The sequence below is a fragment of the Jannaschia seosinensis genome (genome assembly GCF_001408515.1).
In the GTDB taxonomy this organism is placed as follows: domain Bacteria; phylum Pseudomonadota; class Alphaproteobacteria; order Rhodobacterales; family Rhodobacteraceae; genus Jannaschia; species Jannaschia seosinensis.
This window is the reverse complement of the sequence record NZ_CYPR01000228.1, coordinates 87,404-104,976: the sequence shown is the minus strand read 5'-3', so window position 1 is coordinate 104,976 and position 17,573 is coordinate 87,404. Positions and strand designations below refer to the sequence as shown.

At 68.4% G+C, this 17,573-nt stretch carries 18 protein-coding genes; 10 read left to right on the top strand and 8 right to left on the bottom strand.

The window, feature by feature from the left end; translation table 11 throughout:
- Positions 1-46: 46 nt before the first annotated feature.
- From JSE7799_RS17410 to JSE7799_RS17400, 3 genes are all read left to right on the top strand, one after another.
- Positions 47-493: a hypothetical protein gene (locus JSE7799_RS17410; RefSeq protein ID WP_144431780.1), complete on the top strand. Its 447-nt coding sequence runs from the start codon at positions 47-49 to the stop codon at positions 491-493.
- Positions 494-617: 124 nt separating this feature from the next.
- On the top strand, positions 618-2,024 hold the full coding sequence (locus JSE7799_RS17405) for a leucyl aminopeptidase family protein (protein ID WP_055664732.1): 1,407 nt from the start codon (positions 618-620) through the stop codon (positions 2,022-2,024).
- Complete coding sequence (locus JSE7799_RS17400) at positions 2,021-2,869, top strand: C40 family peptidase (protein ID WP_055664731.1); 849 nt, start codon at positions 2,021-2,023, stop codon at positions 2,867-2,869. Before JSE7799_RS17405 ends, JSE7799_RS17400 begins: the two co-directional genes overlap by 4 nt.
- 9 nt (positions 2,870-2,878) lie before the next feature.
- On the opposite strand, the gene JSE7799_RS17395 is transcribed toward JSE7799_RS17400, so the two are convergent.
- Complete coding sequence (locus tag JSE7799_RS17395; protein WP_055664752.1) at positions 2,879-3,202, bottom strand: DUF2794 domain-containing protein; 324 nt, start codon at positions 3,200-3,202, stop codon at positions 2,879-2,881.
- A 380-nt stretch (positions 3,203-3,582) separates the two neighbouring features.
- Entirely contained in the window at positions 3,583-4,452 is an 870-nt protein-coding gene (locus tag JSE7799_RS17390) for a branched-chain amino acid aminotransferase (protein WP_055664751.1), read from the bottom strand.
- 121 nt (positions 4,453-4,573) lie between these two features.
- On the opposite strand from JSE7799_RS17390, the gene JSE7799_RS17385 reads away from it, so the two are divergent.
- Genes JSE7799_RS17385 through JSE7799_RS17375 form a run of 3 tightly spaced genes read left to right on the top strand, consistent with a single transcriptional unit; the run spans position 4,574 to position 6,714 of the window.
- The gene (locus JSE7799_RS17385; protein ID WP_055664730.1) at positions 4,574-5,059 is read left to right on the top strand and encodes a MarR family winged helix-turn-helix transcriptional regulator; all 486 of its coding nucleotides are present in this window, start codon (positions 4,574-4,576) and stop codon (positions 5,057-5,059) included.
- A gap of 5 nt (positions 5,060-5,064) precedes the next feature.
- Positions 5,065-5,778 carry a response regulator gene (locus JSE7799_RS17380; protein WP_055664729.1) on the top strand — a complete coding sequence of 238 codons (714 nt, stop codon included), beginning with the start codon at positions 5,065-5,067 and terminating at the stop codon, positions 5,776-5,778.
- 15 nt (positions 5,779-5,793) lie between these two features.
- Complete coding sequence (locus tag JSE7799_RS17375; RefSeq protein WP_055664750.1) at positions 5,794-6,714, top strand: histone deacetylase family protein; 921 nt, start codon at positions 5,794-5,796, stop codon at positions 6,712-6,714.
- Between the two features lie 64 nt (positions 6,715-6,778).
- Here JSE7799_RS17375 and JSE7799_RS17370 read toward each other — a convergent pair whose 3' ends face one another.
- On the bottom strand, positions 6,779-7,522 hold the full coding sequence (locus JSE7799_RS17370; protein ID WP_222101804.1) for a hypothetical protein: 744 nt from the start codon (positions 7,520-7,522) through the stop codon (positions 6,779-6,781).
- Positions 7,523-8,263: 741 nt separating this feature from the next.
- Between JSE7799_RS17370 and JSE7799_RS17365 the strand changes: the two genes are divergently transcribed.
- From JSE7799_RS17365 to dxs, 3 genes are all read left to right on the top strand, one after another.
- Positions 8,264-8,503, top strand: a complete 240-nt coding sequence (locus JSE7799_RS17365) for an exodeoxyribonuclease VII small subunit (protein ID WP_055664727.1) — start codon at positions 8,264-8,266, stop codon at positions 8,501-8,503.
- A 2-nt stretch (positions 8,504-8,505) separates the two neighbouring features.
- Positions 8,506-9,369 (top strand): polyprenyl synthetase family protein, encoded by an 864-nt coding sequence (locus JSE7799_RS17360; protein WP_055664749.1) that lies wholly within the window; start codon positions 8,506-8,508, stop codon positions 9,367-9,369.
- 78 nt (positions 9,370-9,447) lie between these two features.
- Positions 9,448-11,361, top strand: coding sequence for a 1-deoxy-D-xylulose-5-phosphate synthase (gene dxs / locus JSE7799_RS17355; RefSeq protein WP_055664726.1), 1,914 nt, complete (start codon positions 9,448-9,450; stop codon positions 11,359-11,361).
- 100 nt (positions 11,362-11,461) lie between these two features.
- Here dxs and JSE7799_RS17350 read toward each other — a convergent pair whose 3' ends face one another.
- The 3 genes from JSE7799_RS17350 to JSE7799_RS17340 all read right to left on the bottom strand — a co-directional run bounded on the left by JSE7799_RS17350 (position 11,462) and on the right by JSE7799_RS17340 (position 14,737).
- A complete protein-coding gene (locus JSE7799_RS17350) occupies positions 11,462-11,770 on the bottom strand; it encodes a hypothetical protein (RefSeq protein WP_055664725.1) in 309 nt (102 codons plus the stop codon).
- Between the two features lie 148 nt (positions 11,771-11,918).
- Entirely contained in the window at positions 11,919-12,596 is a 678-nt protein-coding gene (locus JSE7799_RS17345) for a YjbF family lipoprotein (protein WP_186201995.1), read from the bottom strand.
- The gene (locus JSE7799_RS17340) at positions 12,593-14,737 is read right to left on the bottom strand and encodes a YjbH domain-containing protein (protein ID WP_055664723.1); all 2,145 of its coding nucleotides are present in this window, start codon (positions 14,735-14,737) and stop codon (positions 12,593-12,595) included. The genes JSE7799_RS17345 and JSE7799_RS17340 overlap by 4 nt, the downstream gene beginning before the upstream one ends.
- 160 nt (positions 14,738-14,897) lie before the next feature.
- Here JSE7799_RS17340 and JSE7799_RS17335 point away from each other — a divergent pair, with 160 nt between their 5' ends.
- Positions 14,898-15,539, top strand: a complete 642-nt coding sequence (locus tag JSE7799_RS17335) for a sugar transferase (RefSeq protein ID WP_055664722.1) — start codon at positions 14,898-14,900, stop codon at positions 15,537-15,539.
- A 6-nt stretch (positions 15,540-15,545) separates the two neighbouring features.
- On the opposite strand, the gene JSE7799_RS17330 is transcribed toward JSE7799_RS17335, so the two are convergent.
- Both JSE7799_RS17330 and JSE7799_RS17325 read right to left on the bottom strand, forming a co-directional pair.
- On the bottom strand, positions 15,546-16,322 hold the full coding sequence (locus JSE7799_RS17330) for an ion transporter (RefSeq protein WP_055664721.1): 777 nt from the start codon (positions 16,320-16,322) through the stop codon (positions 15,546-15,548).
- Positions 16,319-17,557 carry a class I SAM-dependent RNA methyltransferase gene (locus JSE7799_RS17325; protein WP_055664720.1) on the bottom strand — a complete coding sequence of 413 codons (1,239 nt, stop codon included), beginning with the start codon at positions 17,555-17,557 and terminating at the stop codon, positions 16,319-16,321. The genes JSE7799_RS17330 and JSE7799_RS17325 overlap by 4 nt, the downstream gene beginning before the upstream one ends.
- Between the last annotated feature and the right edge of the window lie 16 nt (positions 17,558-17,573).

The window sequence follows — 17,573 nt, the reverse complement described above, 5'->3', positions numbered from 1 at the left end:
CCGGCATGACGAACCTGCCGATATCCCGCTGCCCCGAGGAGAGATCATGCCCCGCGCCACATCCGCCCCCGACGACACGTTCCGACCCGTCCCCTGCACCGGGCAGGCCGGCGCGCCCGTCGCGACCCTGAAGCCGCGGGAGCGGATGATGTTCGACCATGTCCAGCTCGCCACGATCTGCGACACCTATGGCGAGCGGTCGGAGGCGTTCCTCGCCACGATGCTGACCGACGTCGAACTGCGCGCCCGCGCCGCGCGCGATGCCGCCGACGATGCCTGCGCGCTCCGCACCGCCTGCACGCAGATCGTGGAGCTTGCATCGACGATCGGGATGCTGACGATGGAGCATGCCGCGCACGGTGTCCTCGATGCGCAGGCGCGCGGGGATGCGGCCGCGCTGGCCGCCTGTCTCGCCCGGCTCCACCGCCTCGCCGCGCCGGAGACGCCGGATGGGTGGTCGATGGACGATTCCGGGCCGGAAACCGTGGCCTGAACGGCGCGACCCGGCGCCGTCGGCGGGGGGCGGAGGCGCTTTCGCTTGCGATGTGAGGGACGGTCGCTAGATTGCGCCCTGCCGCGCGACACCGCTGCGCGGGCCAGTGACGCCCGGAGACCGCATGATCTCGACCGAACCGCCCCGCTTTGCCGCACCCGATGCCCGTGCGACGCCGATCCAGATCGTCCCCAAGGCGGGGCTCAAGGACTGGCTTACCGGCCAGGATGAACCCTTGCGCGACTGGGCCGTCGCCAACGGCTTCGAGGCCAATGCCGGCGAGGTGCTGCGCGTGCCGGGGCCGGACCTGTCGGTCTCCCGGGTCCTGCTGGGCTGGGGCGGTGCGAAGGATCATGTCCGCACGCGGTTTGTCGCGGCGCGCGCGGCGTTGGCGCTGAAATCTGGTACCTATTCGCTTTCGGGCGACCTGACGGCGAATGCGTGGGAGGAAGCCGCGCTCGGCTGGCTTCTGGCCTCCTATCGCTTCACCGCCTATGCCGGCACGCCCCGAAGCGCTCCGGCCCTGCGCGTGCCGCGGGGGGTCGATGCCGCCCGGATCGAGGCCATTGCGGCCGGGGAGTTCCTGACCCGCGACCTGATCAACACACCGGCCGCCGATATGGGGCCCGGCGATCTTGAGGACACAGCCCGCGCCCTTGCCAATCGGCATGGGGCGGCGATCGAGGTCACCTCTGGCGCGGCGTTGCGCGAAGGCTTCCCCCTGATCCACACGGTGGGCCGCGCCGCCGCGACCGAGGGTCCCCGCGCACCGCGTCTGATCGACATGAGCTGGGGCGATGGCGGTCCCCTCCTGACGCTGGTGGGCAAGGGCGTCTGCTTCGACACGGGGGGGCTGAACCTCAAGCCCGGCGCGTCGATGGGCCTGATGAAGAAGGACATGGGCGGGGCGGCGACGGTTCTCGGCCTTGCGCACATGATCATGGCGACGGGCCTGCGCCTGCGCCTGCGCGTGCTGATCCCGGCGGTGGAGAATGCCGTGTCAGGCGACGCCTTCCGCCCCGGCGACATTCTGCGAGCCCGCAACGGCCTGAGCGTCGAGGTCAACAACACCGATGCGGAGGGTCGTCTGGTTCTGGCCGACGCGCTGGCCCTGGCCTCGGAGACGCCGCCGGACCTGACAATTTGCATGGCGACGCTGACGGGGGCGGCGCGCGTGGCCGTGGGCCCCGACCTCGCGCCGTACTTCACCGATGACGACGCGCTCGCGATGGCGCTGGCCCATGCGGGGCACCGGGTGCGCGATCCGCTCTGGCGGCTGCCGCTGCACCGGCCCTACGACCCCATGATCGAGCCGGGGATCGCCGATCTCGACAACGCACCGTCGGGCGGCATGGCGGGCGCGATCACCGCGGCGCTGTTTCTCGACCGGTTCGTGCGGGACACGCCGCGCTTCGTGCATTTCGACATCTATGGCTGGAATCCCCGCCCGGCCCCCGCGCGACCCAAGGGCGGTGTCGGCATGGGCGCGCGCGCGATCCTCGACGCCCTGCCCGGCGTGCTCGACCTGTGAGCGCGCATGATCCCCGGATCACGCCCGCCAACGGGCACGCCGCCGCGCACGAATTGCGCGGCGTGGTCGAGGCGACGCGTTACGTCAAGGGGACGGTCCGCACGGTGCAGCAGCCGATCGTGAACCTGTCGGACGCCCCTCGCGGCGAGCGGGCGAGCCAGCTTCTCTTCGGAGAAGCGTTCCGCGTCATCGACGAGCGCGACGGCTTTGCCTTCGGCCAGACGCTGCGCGACGGCTATTGCGGCTATGTCCTCGCGGGGGCCCTGTCGCGGCAGGAGGCGGCGACGCATTGGGTCGCGGCGCCGGCGACGCATCTCTACCCCAAGCCGCGGATCAAGGCGCCGCCCGAAGTGGCGATCTTCTTCGGCAGTCAGGTGCGCGTCACCGGGGATCACGGCGGGTTCCTGCGGATCTCGACCGGTCATTTCGTGCCCGCCACGCATCTGCAACCGCTGCGCGCGCGGTTCACCGACCCGGTCGGCGTGGCCGACATGTTCCTCGGCACCCCCTACCTCTGGGGCGGGTCGTCACGCTGGGGGATCGACTGCTCGGGGCTGGTGCAGCAGGCGATGATCGCCTGCGGCCGCGATTGTCCCCGCGACAGCGACCAGCAGCAGGCCCTCGGGCGGGAATTGCAACCGCAGGAGGCGGCCCGTCGCGGCGACCTCGTCTTCTGGGCGGGGCATGTCGGGTTCATGTCCGACGAGCAGACCCTGCTGCATGCAAATGCGCATCATATGGCGGTGGCCTACGAAGATTTCGAGCAGGCCTGCGCCCGCATCGCATCGTCGAGCGAGGCCGCAGGAAACGGCGCGGGCGACGTCGTGATGCGACGGCGGCCGTAGCCGCGCGGATCAGTCCACCGAGCGGATCAGCTTGCGTTCCAGCACGCGCAGGACCGCCCGCAGGTCGTGACCCCGCCGCAGGATGCGTCCGTCCATGCCGATCACGCAATACATCCCCTGCCGCGCCGCCATCTTCGGCCGCTTCTCGATCCTGTAGATCGGCTGTTCGGCCGTGCGGCGGAAGACGGAGAAGATGGCCACGTCGCGCAGACCGGAAATGCCGTAATCGCGCCATTCGCCGGCCGCGACCATCCGCCCGTAGAGCGACAGGATCAACGACAGTTCGGTGCGGTGGAAATTGACCGTCTCGGGGAACTGGGCGGGTGCGTTCATGATCCGAAGGTGGCGCGGCCGGGGATGCGGATCAAGAGACGGATCGGATCCAAAGCGCGGCATCGTCGCCGGTCCGGGCCTCCAGAACCCTTGGAATGCGAAAGATCGTCGCCAGATGCGTGACGACCGGCCCTCAGGCGCCTGATTGGTTCCGTTGCGTCAACGTCGCCGCCGGTCGGCCACGAAATCACCCTGCGCCCGGCCCGCCCGTTCCCGAGAATCGCCCGCAGAGATCGTCAAGTAAGGCCCGTAGGAGCGGAAACGCTCTCCCCCGGTGGCGCCTTATCGCCCCCACCCAATGCGTCATCGGGGGCCTACACCCAATGTCGTGCCTGCGGAGCGGCCTCACCCTGACCGGGCGAGGCCGCATTCGCCCGCGATCAGCTGCGGACGAGCGTCTCGTAGGCGTTCGAGATGTCGCGCGTCATCGCGCCGACCTCGAAATTGTAATCACCGATCTGCCCGACGGGCGTGACCTCGGCCGCCGTTCCCGTGAGCCAGCACTGCTCGAACCCCTCAAGCTCCTCCGGCATGATGTGGCGCTCGTGGATGCGGACCTGCCGGTCGCGCAGCATGCCCAGAACCGTCTGGCGCGTGATCCCGTTGAGGAAACAATCGGGAAGCGGCGTATGCACCTCGCCATCCTTGACGAAGAAGATATTGGCGCCCGTCGCCTCGGCGACATAGCCGCGATAGTCGAACATCATCGCATCCGAGCAGCCCTTCGCCTCGGCGGCGTGCTTGGACATGGTGCAGATCATGTAAAGGCCCGCCGCCTTGGCCTCGAACGGCGCGGTCTCGGGCGAGGGCCGCTTCCACTTGGCGATGTCGAGCTTGGCGCCGCGCGTCTTGGCATCGCCGTAATAGCTGCCCCAAGCCCAGGTCGCGACGGCCATGCGCACCGGATTGCGCGACGACGACACGCCCATATCCTCGCCCGCGCCACGCCACGCGAGAACGCGGATATAGGCATCCTCCAGCCCGTTGGCCTTCATCGTCTCGTATTTCGCGGCCTCGATCTCGTCGACCGTCCACGGGATCTCCATGTCGAGCGCGCGGCCCGAATTCAGAAGCCGCTCCGAATGCTTGCGGCTTTCGAAGATCTTGCCGCCATAGGCCCGCTCGCCCTCGAAGACGGAGCTTGCGTAATGCATCGCATGCGTCAGCAGGTGGACGTTGGCGTCCTTCCAGTCGACCAGCTTGCCATCCATCCAGATCTTGCCGTCGAGTTCCGCATAGGATCCCGCCATCGCTTCCTCCATCGCATTCGTTTCGCCAACGGGTCCACCACGGACATAATGTTGCGCAAAATCCCTTCGTGGGTACAGATCCGGCCTTGGAATGTCAACATCACTGACGTAGTTTCACGCCATGGATGATCACAGCGACTCCCTCCTGTTCCTCACCGACGAACAGCTTCGCCGCGCGATCGAGGCGATGTTCTTCGCCTATCGCGGCTTCACCGCCGATCCCGACCGGATCCTTGCCGGTTACGGATATGGCCGGGCTCATCACCGCGCGGTGCACTTCATTCATCGTACGCCCGGCACGACCGTTAACAACCTGCTGGCGATTCTCGGCGTCACCAAGCAGTCGCTGAACCGCGTATTGCGGACGCTGATCGAGGACGGCCTCGTCGAAAGCCGCGTCGGCCAGCGCGACCGGCGGGAACGGCACCTCTATCTGACCGAGGCCGGCGAGGTGCTGGAGCGGGAGCTGTCGGATGCGCAGCGGGCGCGGATGCGGGCGGCCTTCCGGGCGGCCGGGCCTCAGGCCGTGGCCGGGTTCCGGGAGGTTCTCGAACACATGATGGAGCCCGAACTTCGGCGCCATTTCGCCGCGGTCAAGGAAGGCTAGGGCGCATGGCCGATGCAGTCGATGGAGCCGGAAATCCGGCGCATGTCCTGCTCGTCGACGACGATGAGCGGATCCGCAGCCTTCTGAAGAAATTCCTCATGCGCAACGGCTACCTTATCACCGCCGCGCGCGATGCCGATCATGCGCGGCGCTTGCTGGCCGGTCTGGAATTCGACCTCGCGGTGCTCGACGTGATGATGCCGGGCGACAACGGCTACGTGCTCTGCGCCGAGATCCGCGAGACGCGGGACATGCCGATCCTCATGCTCACCGCCAAGGGCGAGACCTCCGACCGGATCACCGGACTGGAGGCCGGGGCGGACGATTACCTGTCGAAACCCTTCGAGCCGAAGGAGCTGCTCCTGCGGCTCCGGGCGATCCTGCGCCGCGCGCCTGCCGGCGGGGCCGCGACGCCCCGGATGCTGCATCTGGGGGGGGCGCGCTACGATCTCGACCGCGGCGACCTGTGGCGCGGCGAGGAGCAGGTGCGTCTGACCGCGACCGAGACCTTGCTGATGCGCAGCCTCGCCGCCACCCCGCACGAGGCGGTCAGCCGTGCCGCGCTGGTCGAGAAGCTGTCGCGCGATGGCGGGCATGCGGGAGAGCGGGCGGTGGACGTGCAGATCACGCGCCTGCGCCGCAAGCTGGAACGCGACCCGAAGCAGCCGCGCTACCTTCAGACGGTGCGCGGCGAGGGCTACATGCTCGTCCCCGATTAGGCTATGGTGCGGAACATGACGCTTCTGCTGACCCATCCCGACGCCGACCTTCACGAAACGCCGCCGGGCCATCCCGAACAGGTCGCCCGCCTGCCTGCAGTCCGCGCCGCGCTGGCCGAAATGGACCTGCTGCGCGAAACGCCCGAGGAAGCGCCGGACGAGGTGCTGCTTCGTGGCCATCCGCAGGCCTATCTCGACGCGCTTGAAGCCGCCGCGCCGTCCGAGGGTTGGGTGCAGATCGACGCCGACACCTACATGTCGCCCGGCTCCCTCCGCGCCGCGCGGCTGGCCGTGGGCGCCGCCACCCGGGCCGTCGATGCGGTGATGACGGGCGCGGCGGGCAATGCCTTTGTCGCCATGCGCCCGCCCGGGCACCATGCGGAGACGGCGAAGTCCATGGGATTTTGCCTGTTCGGGACCGTCGCGCTGGCCGCGCGGCACGCGATGGAGGTGCATGGCCTGACCCGCGTGGGCATCCTCGACTTCGACGTCCATCACGGCAACGGCACGCAGGACCTGCTCTGGGACGAGGCGCGCACGCTGTTCGTGTCGACGCATCAATCGCCGCTCTGGCCCGGCACCGGGGCGGCGGAGGAGCGCGGCGCGCATGACAACGTGATCAACGTGCCCCTGCCCCCCGGCAGCGACGGTGCGGCGTTCCGCGCCGCGATCGCGCCCGCCCTCGACCGTCTCGACGCCTTTGCGCCCGAGTTGGTCCTCGTATCCGCCGGCTTCGATGCGCATCGCGACGATCCGCTGGCAGAGCTCGAATGGGAGGTGGAGGATTTTGCCTGGATCACCGAACGGCTCTGCGATCTTGCCGACCGCCATGCCGGCGGGCGGTTGGTCTCCTGCCTCGAAGGGGGCTACGATCTCGATGCGCTGGCGGCCTCGACCGCGATCCATGTGGACGTCCTGAGAAGACGGAAAAGCTGACCGCATTGCGGGGAAAGGCACGGCCGCGCGGGGGTTCGCGGCGGCCTCGTTCCTGCTGGCGGCTTCAGCCCGACGGCTTCCGCGCCGCCCGCCACCGCTGGTCCGGGGCGGCATTTTCGGCGGTGTCGGCCTCTCGAAGACGCACGAAAAGCTCGTATGCGTAATAGGCGAACCCGCCTGCGATCACCATTTCCTTGTATTCCGTGACATCCCAGATTCGCAGGAAGGCCGCGCCGTAGGCGAGGAAGATCGCCTGCACCCAGACCAGAACCAGGATCGCCGTCACGAAGAGCCGTCTGGACGCACCGTCCGGTGTCCCGACAGCCCATGCCGCGGCGACGAACAGGGTGACGAAAGAGGAGATTTGGGCGAGGCTGACCATCCAATGGTCGTAGTCGAAAGCCGCGATCGGCAAGGCCACGGCCGCGGTGGCAGGGCTCGGCAGCAGTTTCGCGAGCCGCGGCAGGTTCGGTCGACAGGAGATGACGAACGGCACCACGATCAGCAGCACGAAGGCCGAAAAGTAATAGGAGAATTCGAAGGCATCGGTAGCGAAGTTGTGGAAGTTCGTCTCGTTCTGGATGTTTCCATCGAACGTCTCGGGCGTCTCGATGCCGAAAATACGCTGGCCCCAGGAAATCTCCTCTCCGGCGATCAGGAACAGCATGAGGGCGAGAAAGCCCACGCAGACCAAACCGGGCCAGCCGAATATCCGGCCGCTCCTGCGCAGGCTGCGAAAGAACAGGATCGAGGCGCCGAGAGCCAGAAGCGCGGAGGCAACTTCGACCGGCAGGTCCTCCCTCGCCAATCCCGAAAAGACCCACGGGCTTACCAAGAAAATCAGCGCCGAAAGAGCGGTGCCGGCAATGGACAACGTCGCGAGTGTTCTGGCGAACGGACCAAGGCTCACCCGGGGCATCGCCCCACCCGCAACGCAAGCGATGTAAATGAACGAGATGGTGGCGGAAATCAGGGAAAGGAGCACCGCCGAGCGGGTTGGCTCCGGGACGCGCTTGAGGAATGGGTCATGTCCCAGCGCGGCTCAATCGAGTATCGTGACGAGTGCGACGGCGCCGCAGAGGAGCAAAACCGGCAGACATAAATTTCTGATCATTACACGTTCACTAAAATATGACGGATTTGTGAACGCAAATATTAGGCGCACCATTCAGGTCAATGAGCGCAAATGCTCGGCCCGCGCGCCCGGCTGAAAGCGTTTGGGCGCGGAGCGGGAGACCCGGCCACGAACGTCACCACCGCGCCCCGATCCAGTCCGAGCAGCCGCGCATCGGCGCAACCCTTGCGGACAAGCCAACCGCGCGCGCCGGCGCCTGCGCAGCGGAAATGCCGGCCACCGGAGTTCAGCGGCCGGAGCGTTCGCGCGGGATCCGGCCGGAAAGACGCGGTCGGGCCGTGCGCATATCCGCCGCGATCGCGCCGCTGGAGAGGCGGTCGGGCGGCTGGTCTCCTGCCGCGAAGGGCGTTATGTGCTCGACGCGCTGGCGGCTTCGGGCCGCGATCCGTATGGATGTTCTGAGGAGGCGGGCGAATGGCGGACGACATCAGGGAGATGAGCTTCGAGCAAGCCATCGCCGAACTCGAACAGGTCGTGGGTCAGCTCGATTCCGGGGATGTGCCCCTCGAGCGGTCGATCGACCTCTATGACCGGGGCGCGAAGCTCAAGGCGCATTGCGAGGTCAAGCTGCGCGAGGCCGAGGAGAAGGTCGAGCAGATCACGCTCGACGCCAAGGGCCAGCCCACCGGCACCCGCCCCGCCGAGGGCATGTGACGCTGCGCGTCAAGCTCGACGCCGCGCGCGAGGAGATCGGAACCGCCGCCGCCGATCTTCTGTCGCCATTCGGCGGCCCCGTCGGCGACGCGATGCGTTACGCGACCGAAGGGGGCAAGCGGCTGCGCGGCTTTCTGGTCTTGGAGACGGCGCGGCTTTTCGACGTGCCCCGCGACCGTGCGTTGCGCGCCGCCGTGGCAATCGAGGCGGTCCATGCCTATTCGCTGATCCACGACGACCTGCCCTGCATGGACGACGACGATCTGCGTCGGGGCCGCCCGACCGTGCACCGCCAATGGGACGAGGCGACGGCCGTTCTCGCGGGTGACGCGCTCCAGACCCTCGCCTTCGAGATCCTCTCCGACAGCGCCACCCATCCCGACGCGACCATTCGTGCCGAACTGACGCTGACGCTCGCGCGGGCGGCGGGAGCGTCCGGCATGGTGCGGGGTCAGGCCCTCGACATCGCCGCCGAGAGCGCGGACGCCCCGCTTACCCTGAGCGAGATCACCGAGCTGCAGCGCCTCAAGACCGGCCGGCTTCTGGAATGGCCCTGCCGGGCGGGCGCGGTGCTGGCCGAGCGGGATCCCACGCCGCTCGTGGATTATGCCGCCGCGCTCGGCCTCGCCTTCCAGATCGCCGACGACCTTCTGGACGTGGAGGGCGACGCGGCGCGCGTCGGCAAGGCCGTCGGCAAGGATGCGGGCGCGGGCAAGGCGACATTCGTCTCGCTCCTCGGGGTCGCGGCCGCGCGAGAGCGGGCTGAAACGCTGGTGGCGGAGGCGCAGGCCGCACTCTCGCTCTTCGGCGCGGAGGCTGCTAGTTTGCGCAGTGTTGCGCACTACGTGGTGGCACGCGACCGCTGAGGGTCGCGCGTGACTTCGCCTCCCGACCGCCCGACAAAGAGACCGCACGATCCCGAGACCGCCCGACCGCGAGGCCCGATGACCGCTCCGAAAACTCCCCTTCTCGACCGTGTGGCCGGTCCCGCCGACCTGCGGGCCCTGTCCGACGAGGACCTGCGCCATCTGGCCGACGAGTTGCGTGCCGAGACGATCCACGCCGTGTCCCGCACCGGCGGTCACCTGGGCGCCGGCCTCGGCGTGGTCGAACTGACCGTGGCGCTGCATGCGGTGTTCGACACGCCGCGCGACAAGCTGGTCTGGGACGTGTCGCATCAATGCTATCCGCACAAGATCCTGACCGGCCGGCGCAATCAGATGGATACGCTGCGCCAGCCGGGGGGCCTGTCGGGCTTCACCAGGCGGACCGAGTCGCCCTACGACCCGTTCGGCGCGGCGCATGCCTCGACCTCGATCTCCGCCGCATTGGGCTTCGCCATGGGGCGGGAGCTGGGCGCGGGCGATGTCGGCGACGCGATCGCGGTGATCGGTGACGGCGCGATGACGGGCGGCATGGCCTTCGAGGCGCTCAACCACGCGGGCCACTTGGGCAAGCGCCTGATCGTCATCCTCAACGACAACGACATGTCCATCGCCCCGCCCGTCGGCGCGCTGTCGGGCTATCTCGGGCGGCTTTACGCTGATGCCCCGTTTTACGACCTTAGGACGGCGGCGAAGAACGCCGTGAGCCTGCTTCCGCCGCCCCTGCAGGAGGGTGCGCGGCGCGCCAAGGAGATGCTCAAGGGCATGACCATCGGCGGCACCCTCTTCGAGGAGCTGGGGTTCAGCTATGTCGGTCCTCTCGACGGGCATGACATGGACACGCTTCTGGGCGTGCTGCGCGCGGTGAAAAGCCGCGCCGACGGGCCGATCCTGATCCACGCCGTCACCAAGAAGGGCAAGGGCTTCCGCCCCGCCGAAAGCGCGCGCGACGGCGGCCACGCGACCGCGAAATTTGACGTGACTACCGGCGCGCAATCCAAGGCGCCGTCGAATGCGCCGAGCTACACCAAGGTCTTCGCCGAGGCGCTGATCCAGGAGGCCGAGACCGACGATCGCATCGTCGCGATCACCGCCGCCATGCCGGACGGGACGGGTCTCAACCTCTTCGCCGAACGCTTTCCCGCGCGATGCTTCGACGTCGGCATCGCCGAGCAGCATGGCGTCACCTTCTGCGCCGGGCTCGCCGCGTCGGGGATGAAGCCGTTCTGCGCGATCTACTCGACCTTCCTGCAACGTGGCTACGACCAGATCGTCCACGACGTCGCCCTGCAGCGTCTGCCGGTGCGGTTTGCCATCGACCGCGCCGGGCTGGTCGGCGCTGACGGGCCGACCCATGCCGGCAGCTTCGACATCGCCTACCTCTCCAACCTGCCGGGCATGGTGGTCATGGCCGCCGCCGACGAGGCGGAGCTTCGCCACATGGTCGCGACCGCCGCCGCATATGACGACGGGCCGATCGCCTTCCGCTTTCCGCGTGGCGAAGGCGTGGGCGTCGAGATGCCGGAGCGGGGCGTCCCGCTGGAGATCGGTCGCGGCCGCATCGTGCATGAGGGCGAGCAGGTCGCGATCCTGTCCTTCGGGGCGCGGCTGGCCGAGGTCGAGGCCGCGCGCGAGAAGCTGATGGCCCGCGGCATAAAGCCGACGATTGCCGATGCCCGCTTCGCCAAGCCGCTCGACCGCGATCTTATCCTGCGCCTTGCACGCGATCACGACGCGCTCCTGACGATCGAGGAGGGCGCGGTCGGCGGCTTCGGCAGCCATGTCGCGCATCTTCTGGCGGAGGAAGGCGTATTCGATACGGGCCTGCGCTACCGCTCCATGGTGCTGCCGGACACGTTCATCGATCAGGCCGGGCCGCGGCAGATGTACGCCGATGCAAAGCTGAACGCCGAGGATATCGAGGCTCGCGTGCTGTCGATGCTGGATGTCGGCATGTTGTCGAAGCGGGCCTGACGACACCCGAACGCTTCACCCCAGCTCTCGCAGCCAGGTCCAGAAACGGAAAACGGCGACCCGATGGGCCGCCGTATCCAAATCCTGCGATCAATCGCGATCAGTCGTCACCATTCTCCGCGGTGGTCGTGGTGGTGGTCGTGGTGTCGTCATCGTCATCGTCGTCGCTGTCGTCGAGCAGCGCCGCGGCGACGAGCAGGCCACCGATGCCGAGCGCAACCGCGCCGGCCGTGCCGAGGCCGCCACCGGCGACGGGAGCTTCGTCGACGATGACGATGTCGTCGCTGACGGCGGTGCCGAGGTTACCGGTCGACTTCGAGGTGAGCAGGCGAACCGATTCGTCCGCGGAAGCGGCGATCGGTGCGGCGATCAGCGCGAGGGCCGAAAGCGAGGCGAGGATCTTGGACATGGATTTTCTCCGACGTTGAAATTCTTCTCTTTGATGACCTAGACCGGTCCCGCGATCCAATCAAGCGATTGCCGATTGCCGATGTGAAACGAGGTAAAAATCCGGGCGAAGACATGCCAATAGTTGCAGGCATGCCGCAAGTGCAGCCTCAATCGGCCAAACGGTCGATGCGGAGGAACCCGATCTCGGGCGTGACGCGTTGTTTCGACCGCCGCACGACGCCCTCTTGGTCGAGCCAGTAGCGATTGACGAATTCCGCACCGCCCGGCTCGACGGGGACACAGCGTTCCTCAAGGATTCGCGTTGCGTAGCGGGTGCCGTAGAAATCGAGAACCTCGCTTCCCACCGGGGTCAGGTCGCAAAGGTAATCCTCGCGCAGGACCACGCCCTCGCCGCCGAGAACCCGCTCGATCCTCAGAAGGTCCGTGCCGCTCCCGGAGGCGAGCGCCCGGCGAAGCGGCGCGGCATCCACCGTCAGCAGATCAAAGCCGAAGCCGCGCGTACCGACGAGGATTCCGTCACGGGTCAGCAGCCCGCCGCCCTCGGCGTCGGTCCATTGCACGGTGCCGCGATTCGCGGCGACGGGCGCAAGAGTGAGGCCGCGATCCGTCCGCTCCACCACCACGAGGATCAGCGAGGCGCGCGAAGCGGCGATCTGCTCGGCCGTCAGCGTCTCGCGGACATCGACGGGCCCGGTGCCAGATATCCGCTGCGCGATGGTGCGGAAGGCCACGGTCAGCGCGCTGTCGTCGCCCCTGTCCGGTTCCGAGCTGCAGCCCGCAAGCGCCAGCGCCGCGGCAAGGCAGGCGCCCTTCCAGATGCTCATCGCCATATCCGCCCCCAATCCGAGGTGAGTTCCGGCTCCGACTGGTCGCTGACCAGATGATAGAGCCGCTTGCGCACCGAAAGCCGCGCGCCGCCATCGCGCAGGATCGGCTGGATCGTCGTGCTCAACCGCCGCCGCGACACCTCGCCGGTGAAGAAGCCGAGCGGGATCGACAGGGAAATGCCCTTGTCGAAGCTGCCCTCGCCGAACTCATCGGAGGTGACGTTGGTCTTGGTGGCATAGGCGCTGACCTGCCAGCCATTGGCGAATTCGCGCGATAGCCGGTAGGTCGCGCCCTGGTCGCCGGCAAGATACTGCCCCACGTCGAGCCGGCTGCGATAGCCGCCGCCATGGTTGTAGTAGCCGGTCACGAAGGCCGTGGTGGCATCGAGATCCCGGAAGCCCAGACCCATGTCGAAGTCCCTCTGGCGCACGCTGTTGACCTCGGCCCCGAGGGCAAAGCGCGACGCGGCCGGCATCCACAGCATTTCCGCCGAAACGCCGCCATACTGCCGCTCCAGCAGACCGGCGGTCAGACGACCGTAGAGATCGCGGCCCGGGCGGAAGAAGTAGTTGCCGGTCAAATAGGGAATGAACGGCCCGTCGGCCTGCGCAAATCGGTTGGTATCGGTCCGCACGCGAGGCAGCTCGGAGGGGCTGAACCGCGTGTCCTGGTCCCGGTTGCCGATCACCCGCTGGTTCACGGCCCCCTCGAACAACACGCCGGCACGCGGTTGAAACCCGGCCGACAAAGACACGCCCAGATCGGCGCGGATCGGATTATCGGGATCGAAGGTGCTGAGCGAGACGTAGGGGCCGATGTTCCAGTTCAGACGCGGATAGGCCTCCTCCTGCAGGACGAGGCCCGCACGGCCCAGCGTGGCGACATCGACGCTCCGGGCGCGCGCCTGGATCCGCGCGACGCCGTCGGGCGCATTCTCGAGGGCTTCGATGTCGCTGCGGCTCAGGATCACGGCGTCGCCCGCGATGCCGGTGCGGTTCAGCGGCACGAGGACCAGCGTCTCGACCGAAGGCGGCAGCGCCGCTGTCGCCGCCCGCGCGGCCCGGCCGATGGCCTGCGCCATGTCGGGATAGGTCCGGTTCACGAAGCGGATTTCGGCGCGCGCGGGCTCCAGCCGCGTCGCCACGAGGTCAAGGCCCTGCGCCTCCAGCACCTGGTCGAGCGCGGCGCGCGTGGCCTGCGGCACGCGTTCGCCCTGCGCCCAGTCGGTGCGCCACAGCTCCGGCGCCTCGGCGCGCGCGGGGCGCAGCGTCACCGGAACGGGAGCACCCTCGCGCCCGCTTCCCTGCGGGGCCCGCTTGGGATTGAGCGCGAGTTGCAGCGTCATGCCGACCTCCGCGCCGTTGAGCACGTAGGCCCCCAGCCGGGCACCGTCGTTGATCCGGTAGTCGAGCCCGAAATTCAGCGGCGTCTCCGCCTCGAAGATACCGCGCGCTTCCTCTTCCTCGTAGGCGTCCGAGGAATATTCCGCGTTCAGCGTCAGCCGGTCGTCCCAGCGGTATTGCAGCCCCCCGAACAGGGCCGCATCGCCGCGGAAGATGTTGTCGACCTGAACATTGCCGCCCCTCCCGAAATCGACCTCACCGCGGTCGTCGAAGCGGTCGTCGAGCACGCCGAGCGGGTTGTCGAAACCGCCGCGCGTGCCGAACCGGCCCCAGCCGATGCCGCCCGTCACCGTCCAGCGCGTGCCCAGCGTCTTGGTGGCGACGACGTATTCGCCGGCATAGAGGCTGGTGCCGCCGATATCCTGCACGCCCACGGTCACCGCCGGACGACGCGCCGTCTCGGTCAGGAACTGGTAACGCAGATCGAAGCTGCGGTCGTAGGTCCGGTCGAACCCGCCGCGCCCGTCGCCGAGGAAGTCGGGGATCGTGGCATAGCGGAACAGCGCCTGCAGGCGGGGCGTGAACTGGAAGGCGACCTGAACGCGGCCGGCCTCGTTCGACAGGATCGCGATGCTCGTCGTCAGCTCCGCATCGGGCTGCATCTGCGCCGAGGGCATGTCGACCAGGCCCGGCACGCCGTAGCTGTTGATCGGGCGGAATTCGGCCCCCGCCGGAGCGGCCATTCCGACGGAGAGCGCGGCGAAGGTGGCCGTGACGGTCCTGATGATCGACATGACGCCCTCTCTCGCCCCGTTTCGCCGCCTTCATGCCCGTTCCCCGCGGCGACCGAAAGGCGGAGCGTTGCGGATCGGCGACATGGGGCCGGTATGTGTCTTGAATCTGCAACGGCTTCACGGCAGGGCAGCGCGATCCGAAATCCGGACGGGTTCCGCCATGACGCCGGGAAAACGGCTCTTCGACATCCTCTTCTCGATCTACCTGATGGCGTTTCTCGCGCCTGTCATCGTTGTCGTCACGTGGAAGGTCTGGCGCCAGCAGGGGCGCCCGATCTTCTACGGGTCGGAGCGGATGCGCAGCCCGACGCAATCCTTCACCTTGTGGAAATACCGCACGATGGAGGCGGATCCCTCCGATGCCGGCGTCACCGGCGGGCACAAATCGGCGCGGATCACGCCGCTCGGGCGGGCGCTGCGGCGGCGCCGCCTCGACGAGCTGCCGCAGCTGTGGAACATCCTCAGGGGCGATGTGAGCTTCGTCGGCCCCCGTCCTCCGCTGCGCCGCTATGTCGAGATGTTCCCCGACCTCTACGGCGAGGTGCTGAAGTCGCGGCCGGGCGTCACCGGGCTGGCCAGCCTGATCTACGCGCCGCATGAGGAACGCGTGCTGTCCGCCTGCGACACCCCCGAGGAGACGGAGCGCGAATACATCCGCGTCTGCATCCCCCGCAAGGCGGCGCTGGACCTGCTCTACCAGAGGCACCGGACGTTCTGGATGGATGTCAAGCTGATCTCCTGGACGACGGCCAAGTTCTTTCCCCGACGAATCCGCCCGCGGCGGAAGGGGAAATGGGTCTGACGGGCCTCAGGGTTTCTGCTCCAGCCGCTCCTCGATCGTGCGCAGCCGCTCCAGCACCTCGTCGCGATAAGCATCCGTCGCCGCCACACTCTCCTCGGCATGGGCGTCCTGCATCGAGTTCACGATCAGACCCACCAGCAGGTTCACCACCGCGAACGTCGTCATCAGAATGAACGGCACGAAGAACGCCCAAGCATAGGGATAGACCTCCATCACCGGACGCACGATCCCCATCGACCACGATTCCAGCGTCATGATCTGGAACAGCGAATAGGCCGAGTTGCCCAGATCGCCGAACCACTGCGGAAAGGTCGCGCCGAACAGGCCGGTGGCGATGACCGCGCCGATATAGAACAGGATCGCCATCAGCAGGAACACGCTGCCCATGCCCGGCAGCGCGGTGACGAAGCCCTCGACCACCCGGCGCAGGCGCGGGAAGGCCGACACGATCCGCAGCACCCGCAGGATCCGCAGCGCCCGCAGAACCGACAGAGGCCCCGCCGCCGGGATGAACGCGATACCCACCACCGTCAGATCGAACAGGTTCCAGCCGCGCCGCCAGAAGGACAGGCCCTGCGCCACCATCTTGGCGGCGAGTTCGATCACGAAGAATGCGAGGCAGGCCAAATCGACCGCCACCAGGATCGGCCCGAACTGGGCCATCGCGGCGGGCACCGTCTCCATCCCCAGAACGACGGCGTTGACGAGGATGACCGCGATGATCGTGTTCTGCACGGCGGAACGTTCGAGAAAGGCCGCAAGGCGGGCGCGAAAGGCGGTCATGGAGAGACGTCTCGGCTACGGGTGAAGGTGGTGACGAGTTCGATATGGGGAGACCAGCGGAACTGATCCACCACCGTGACCGGCCCCATGCGCCAACCCGCCGAAACCAGCGTCGCGGCGTCGCGCGCGAAGGTGCCGGGATTGCAGGACACGAAGGCGAGACGCCCGAGCCCCGAGGCCGCGATCTGCGCGACCTGCGCCTCGGCGCCCGCGCGGGGCGGATCGATCACCGCCGCGTCGAAGGCCTCCAGTTCCGCAGGCAGGAGCGGGTTGCGGAACAGGTCGCGCGCCTCGGCGGTGATCGCCCTGAGGCTCCGCGCCTGCCGCGCGCCGCCTTCGAGCGCGGCGACGAGGGGCCGGTCCCCCTCGACCGCATGAACCGGCATCTGGGCGGCCAGCGGGAAGGTGAACGTCCCGCAGCCCGCGAACAGATCGACGACGCGCCGCGCGCCGCCGACCGCCGCCGTCACCGCGCCGACCAAGGCCGCCTCGCCCTCCGCCGTAGCCTGCAGGAACGCGCCCGGCGGCGGCGTGACCGGGGCCGCGCCCAGCCGGATCACGGGCGGCGCCTGCTGCAACGCCAACTCGCCGTTCCAGGTGATGCGCGCGAAGGAGGCCGCCAGCGGCGCGAGGGCGATGGTCTCCTGCGTGCCCATCGGCTTCGGCGTGTCGATCGCGAGGTCGAGGCCCGTCTCCGTCGCCGTCACATGCAGGGTGACGGCCACGCCGCGCGGCGCGGCGATCCGGGTGACCGCCTCCAGCACCGGCAGGGCCGCGACGATTTCGGGGCGCAGCACGCGGCATTCGGGGATCGCGACGATCTCCTCCGAGGCGCGGACGTGGAAGCCGACCTGCGCTCCCTTTTTCAGGCGCCGCCCGGCCAGAGCCGCGCGCCGGCGCGTGTTCGGGGGCGAGGTCTCGACCGATGCGATTTCCGCCGCGATCCCCGCACGGGCCAAAGCGGCGCGCACCACCTCCGCCTTCCAACCGGCGACGATGCCGTCATCCGCATGCTGCAGCGCGCAGGCCCCGCAGCGGCGGAAATGCGGGCAAGGCGGCGCAACACGGTCGGGCGACGGCGTGACGATCTTCGGGTCGGGGATGCGGTCGCCCGCGACCTCGCCGCGCACGATTTCGCCCGGCAGGGTGCGGGGGACGTAAAGCGGCCCCGCCGCAATTCCGTCGCCGCGATGGCCGAGCTGGGTGATGAGATGGCTTTCGGGCGCGTCCGGCATGCGCCGCCTCCTGCCA

What these genes read in the sequence shown, in the direction of transcription:
- JSE7799_RS17410 (WP_144431780.1), top strand. Translation starts at nt 47, where the DNA reads ATGCCCCGCGCCACATCCGCCCCCGACGACACGTTCCGACCCGTCCCC.
- JSE7799_RS17405 (WP_055664732.1), top strand. Translation starts at nt 618, where the DNA reads ATGATCTCGACCGAACCGCCCCGCTTTGCCGCACCCGATGCCCGTGCG.
- JSE7799_RS17395 (WP_055664752.1), bottom strand. Translation starts at nt 3,202, where the DNA reads ATGAACGCACCCGCCCAGTTCCCCGAGACGGTCAATTTCCACCGCACC.
- JSE7799_RS17390 (WP_055664751.1), bottom strand. Translation starts at nt 4,452, where the DNA reads ATGGCGGGATCCTATGCGGAACTCGACGGCAAGATCTGGATGGATGGC.
- JSE7799_RS17385 (WP_055664730.1), top strand. Translation starts at nt 4,574, where the DNA reads ATGGATGATCACAGCGACTCCCTCCTGTTCCTCACCGACGAACAGCTT.
- JSE7799_RS17380 (WP_055664729.1), top strand. Translation starts at nt 5,065, where the DNA reads ATGGCCGATGCAGTCGATGGAGCCGGAAATCCGGCGCATGTCCTGCTC.
- JSE7799_RS17375 (WP_055664750.1), top strand. Translation starts at nt 5,794, where the DNA reads ATGACGCTTCTGCTGACCCATCCCGACGCCGACCTTCACGAAACGCCG.
- JSE7799_RS17365 (WP_055664727.1), top strand. Translation starts at nt 8,264, where the DNA reads ATGGCGGACGACATCAGGGAGATGAGCTTCGAGCAAGCCATCGCCGAA.
- dxs (WP_055664726.1), top strand. Translation starts at nt 9,448, where the DNA reads ATGACCGCTCCGAAAACTCCCCTTCTCGACCGTGTGGCCGGTCCCGCC.
- JSE7799_RS17350 (WP_055664725.1), bottom strand. Translation starts at nt 11,770, where the DNA reads ATGTCCAAGATCCTCGCCTCGCTTTCGGCCCTCGCGCTGATCGCCGCA.
- JSE7799_RS17345 (WP_186201995.1), bottom strand. Translation starts at nt 12,596, where the DNA reads ATGAGCATCTGGAAGGGCGCCTGCCTTGCCGCGGCGCTGGCGCTTGCG.
- JSE7799_RS17340 (WP_055664723.1), bottom strand. Translation starts at nt 14,737, where the DNA reads ATGTCGATCATCAGGACCGTCACGGCCACCTTCGCCGCGCTCTCCGTC.
- JSE7799_RS17335 (WP_055664722.1), top strand. Translation starts at nt 14,898, where the DNA reads ATGACGCCGGGAAAACGGCTCTTCGACATCCTCTTCTCGATCTACCTG.
- JSE7799_RS17330 (WP_055664721.1), bottom strand. Translation starts at nt 16,322, where the DNA reads ATGACCGCCTTTCGCGCCCGCCTTGCGGCCTTTCTCGAACGTTCCGCC.
- JSE7799_RS17325 (WP_055664720.1), bottom strand. Translation starts at nt 17,557, where the DNA reads ATGCCGGACGCGCCCGAAAGCCATCTCATCACCCAGCTCGGCCATCGC.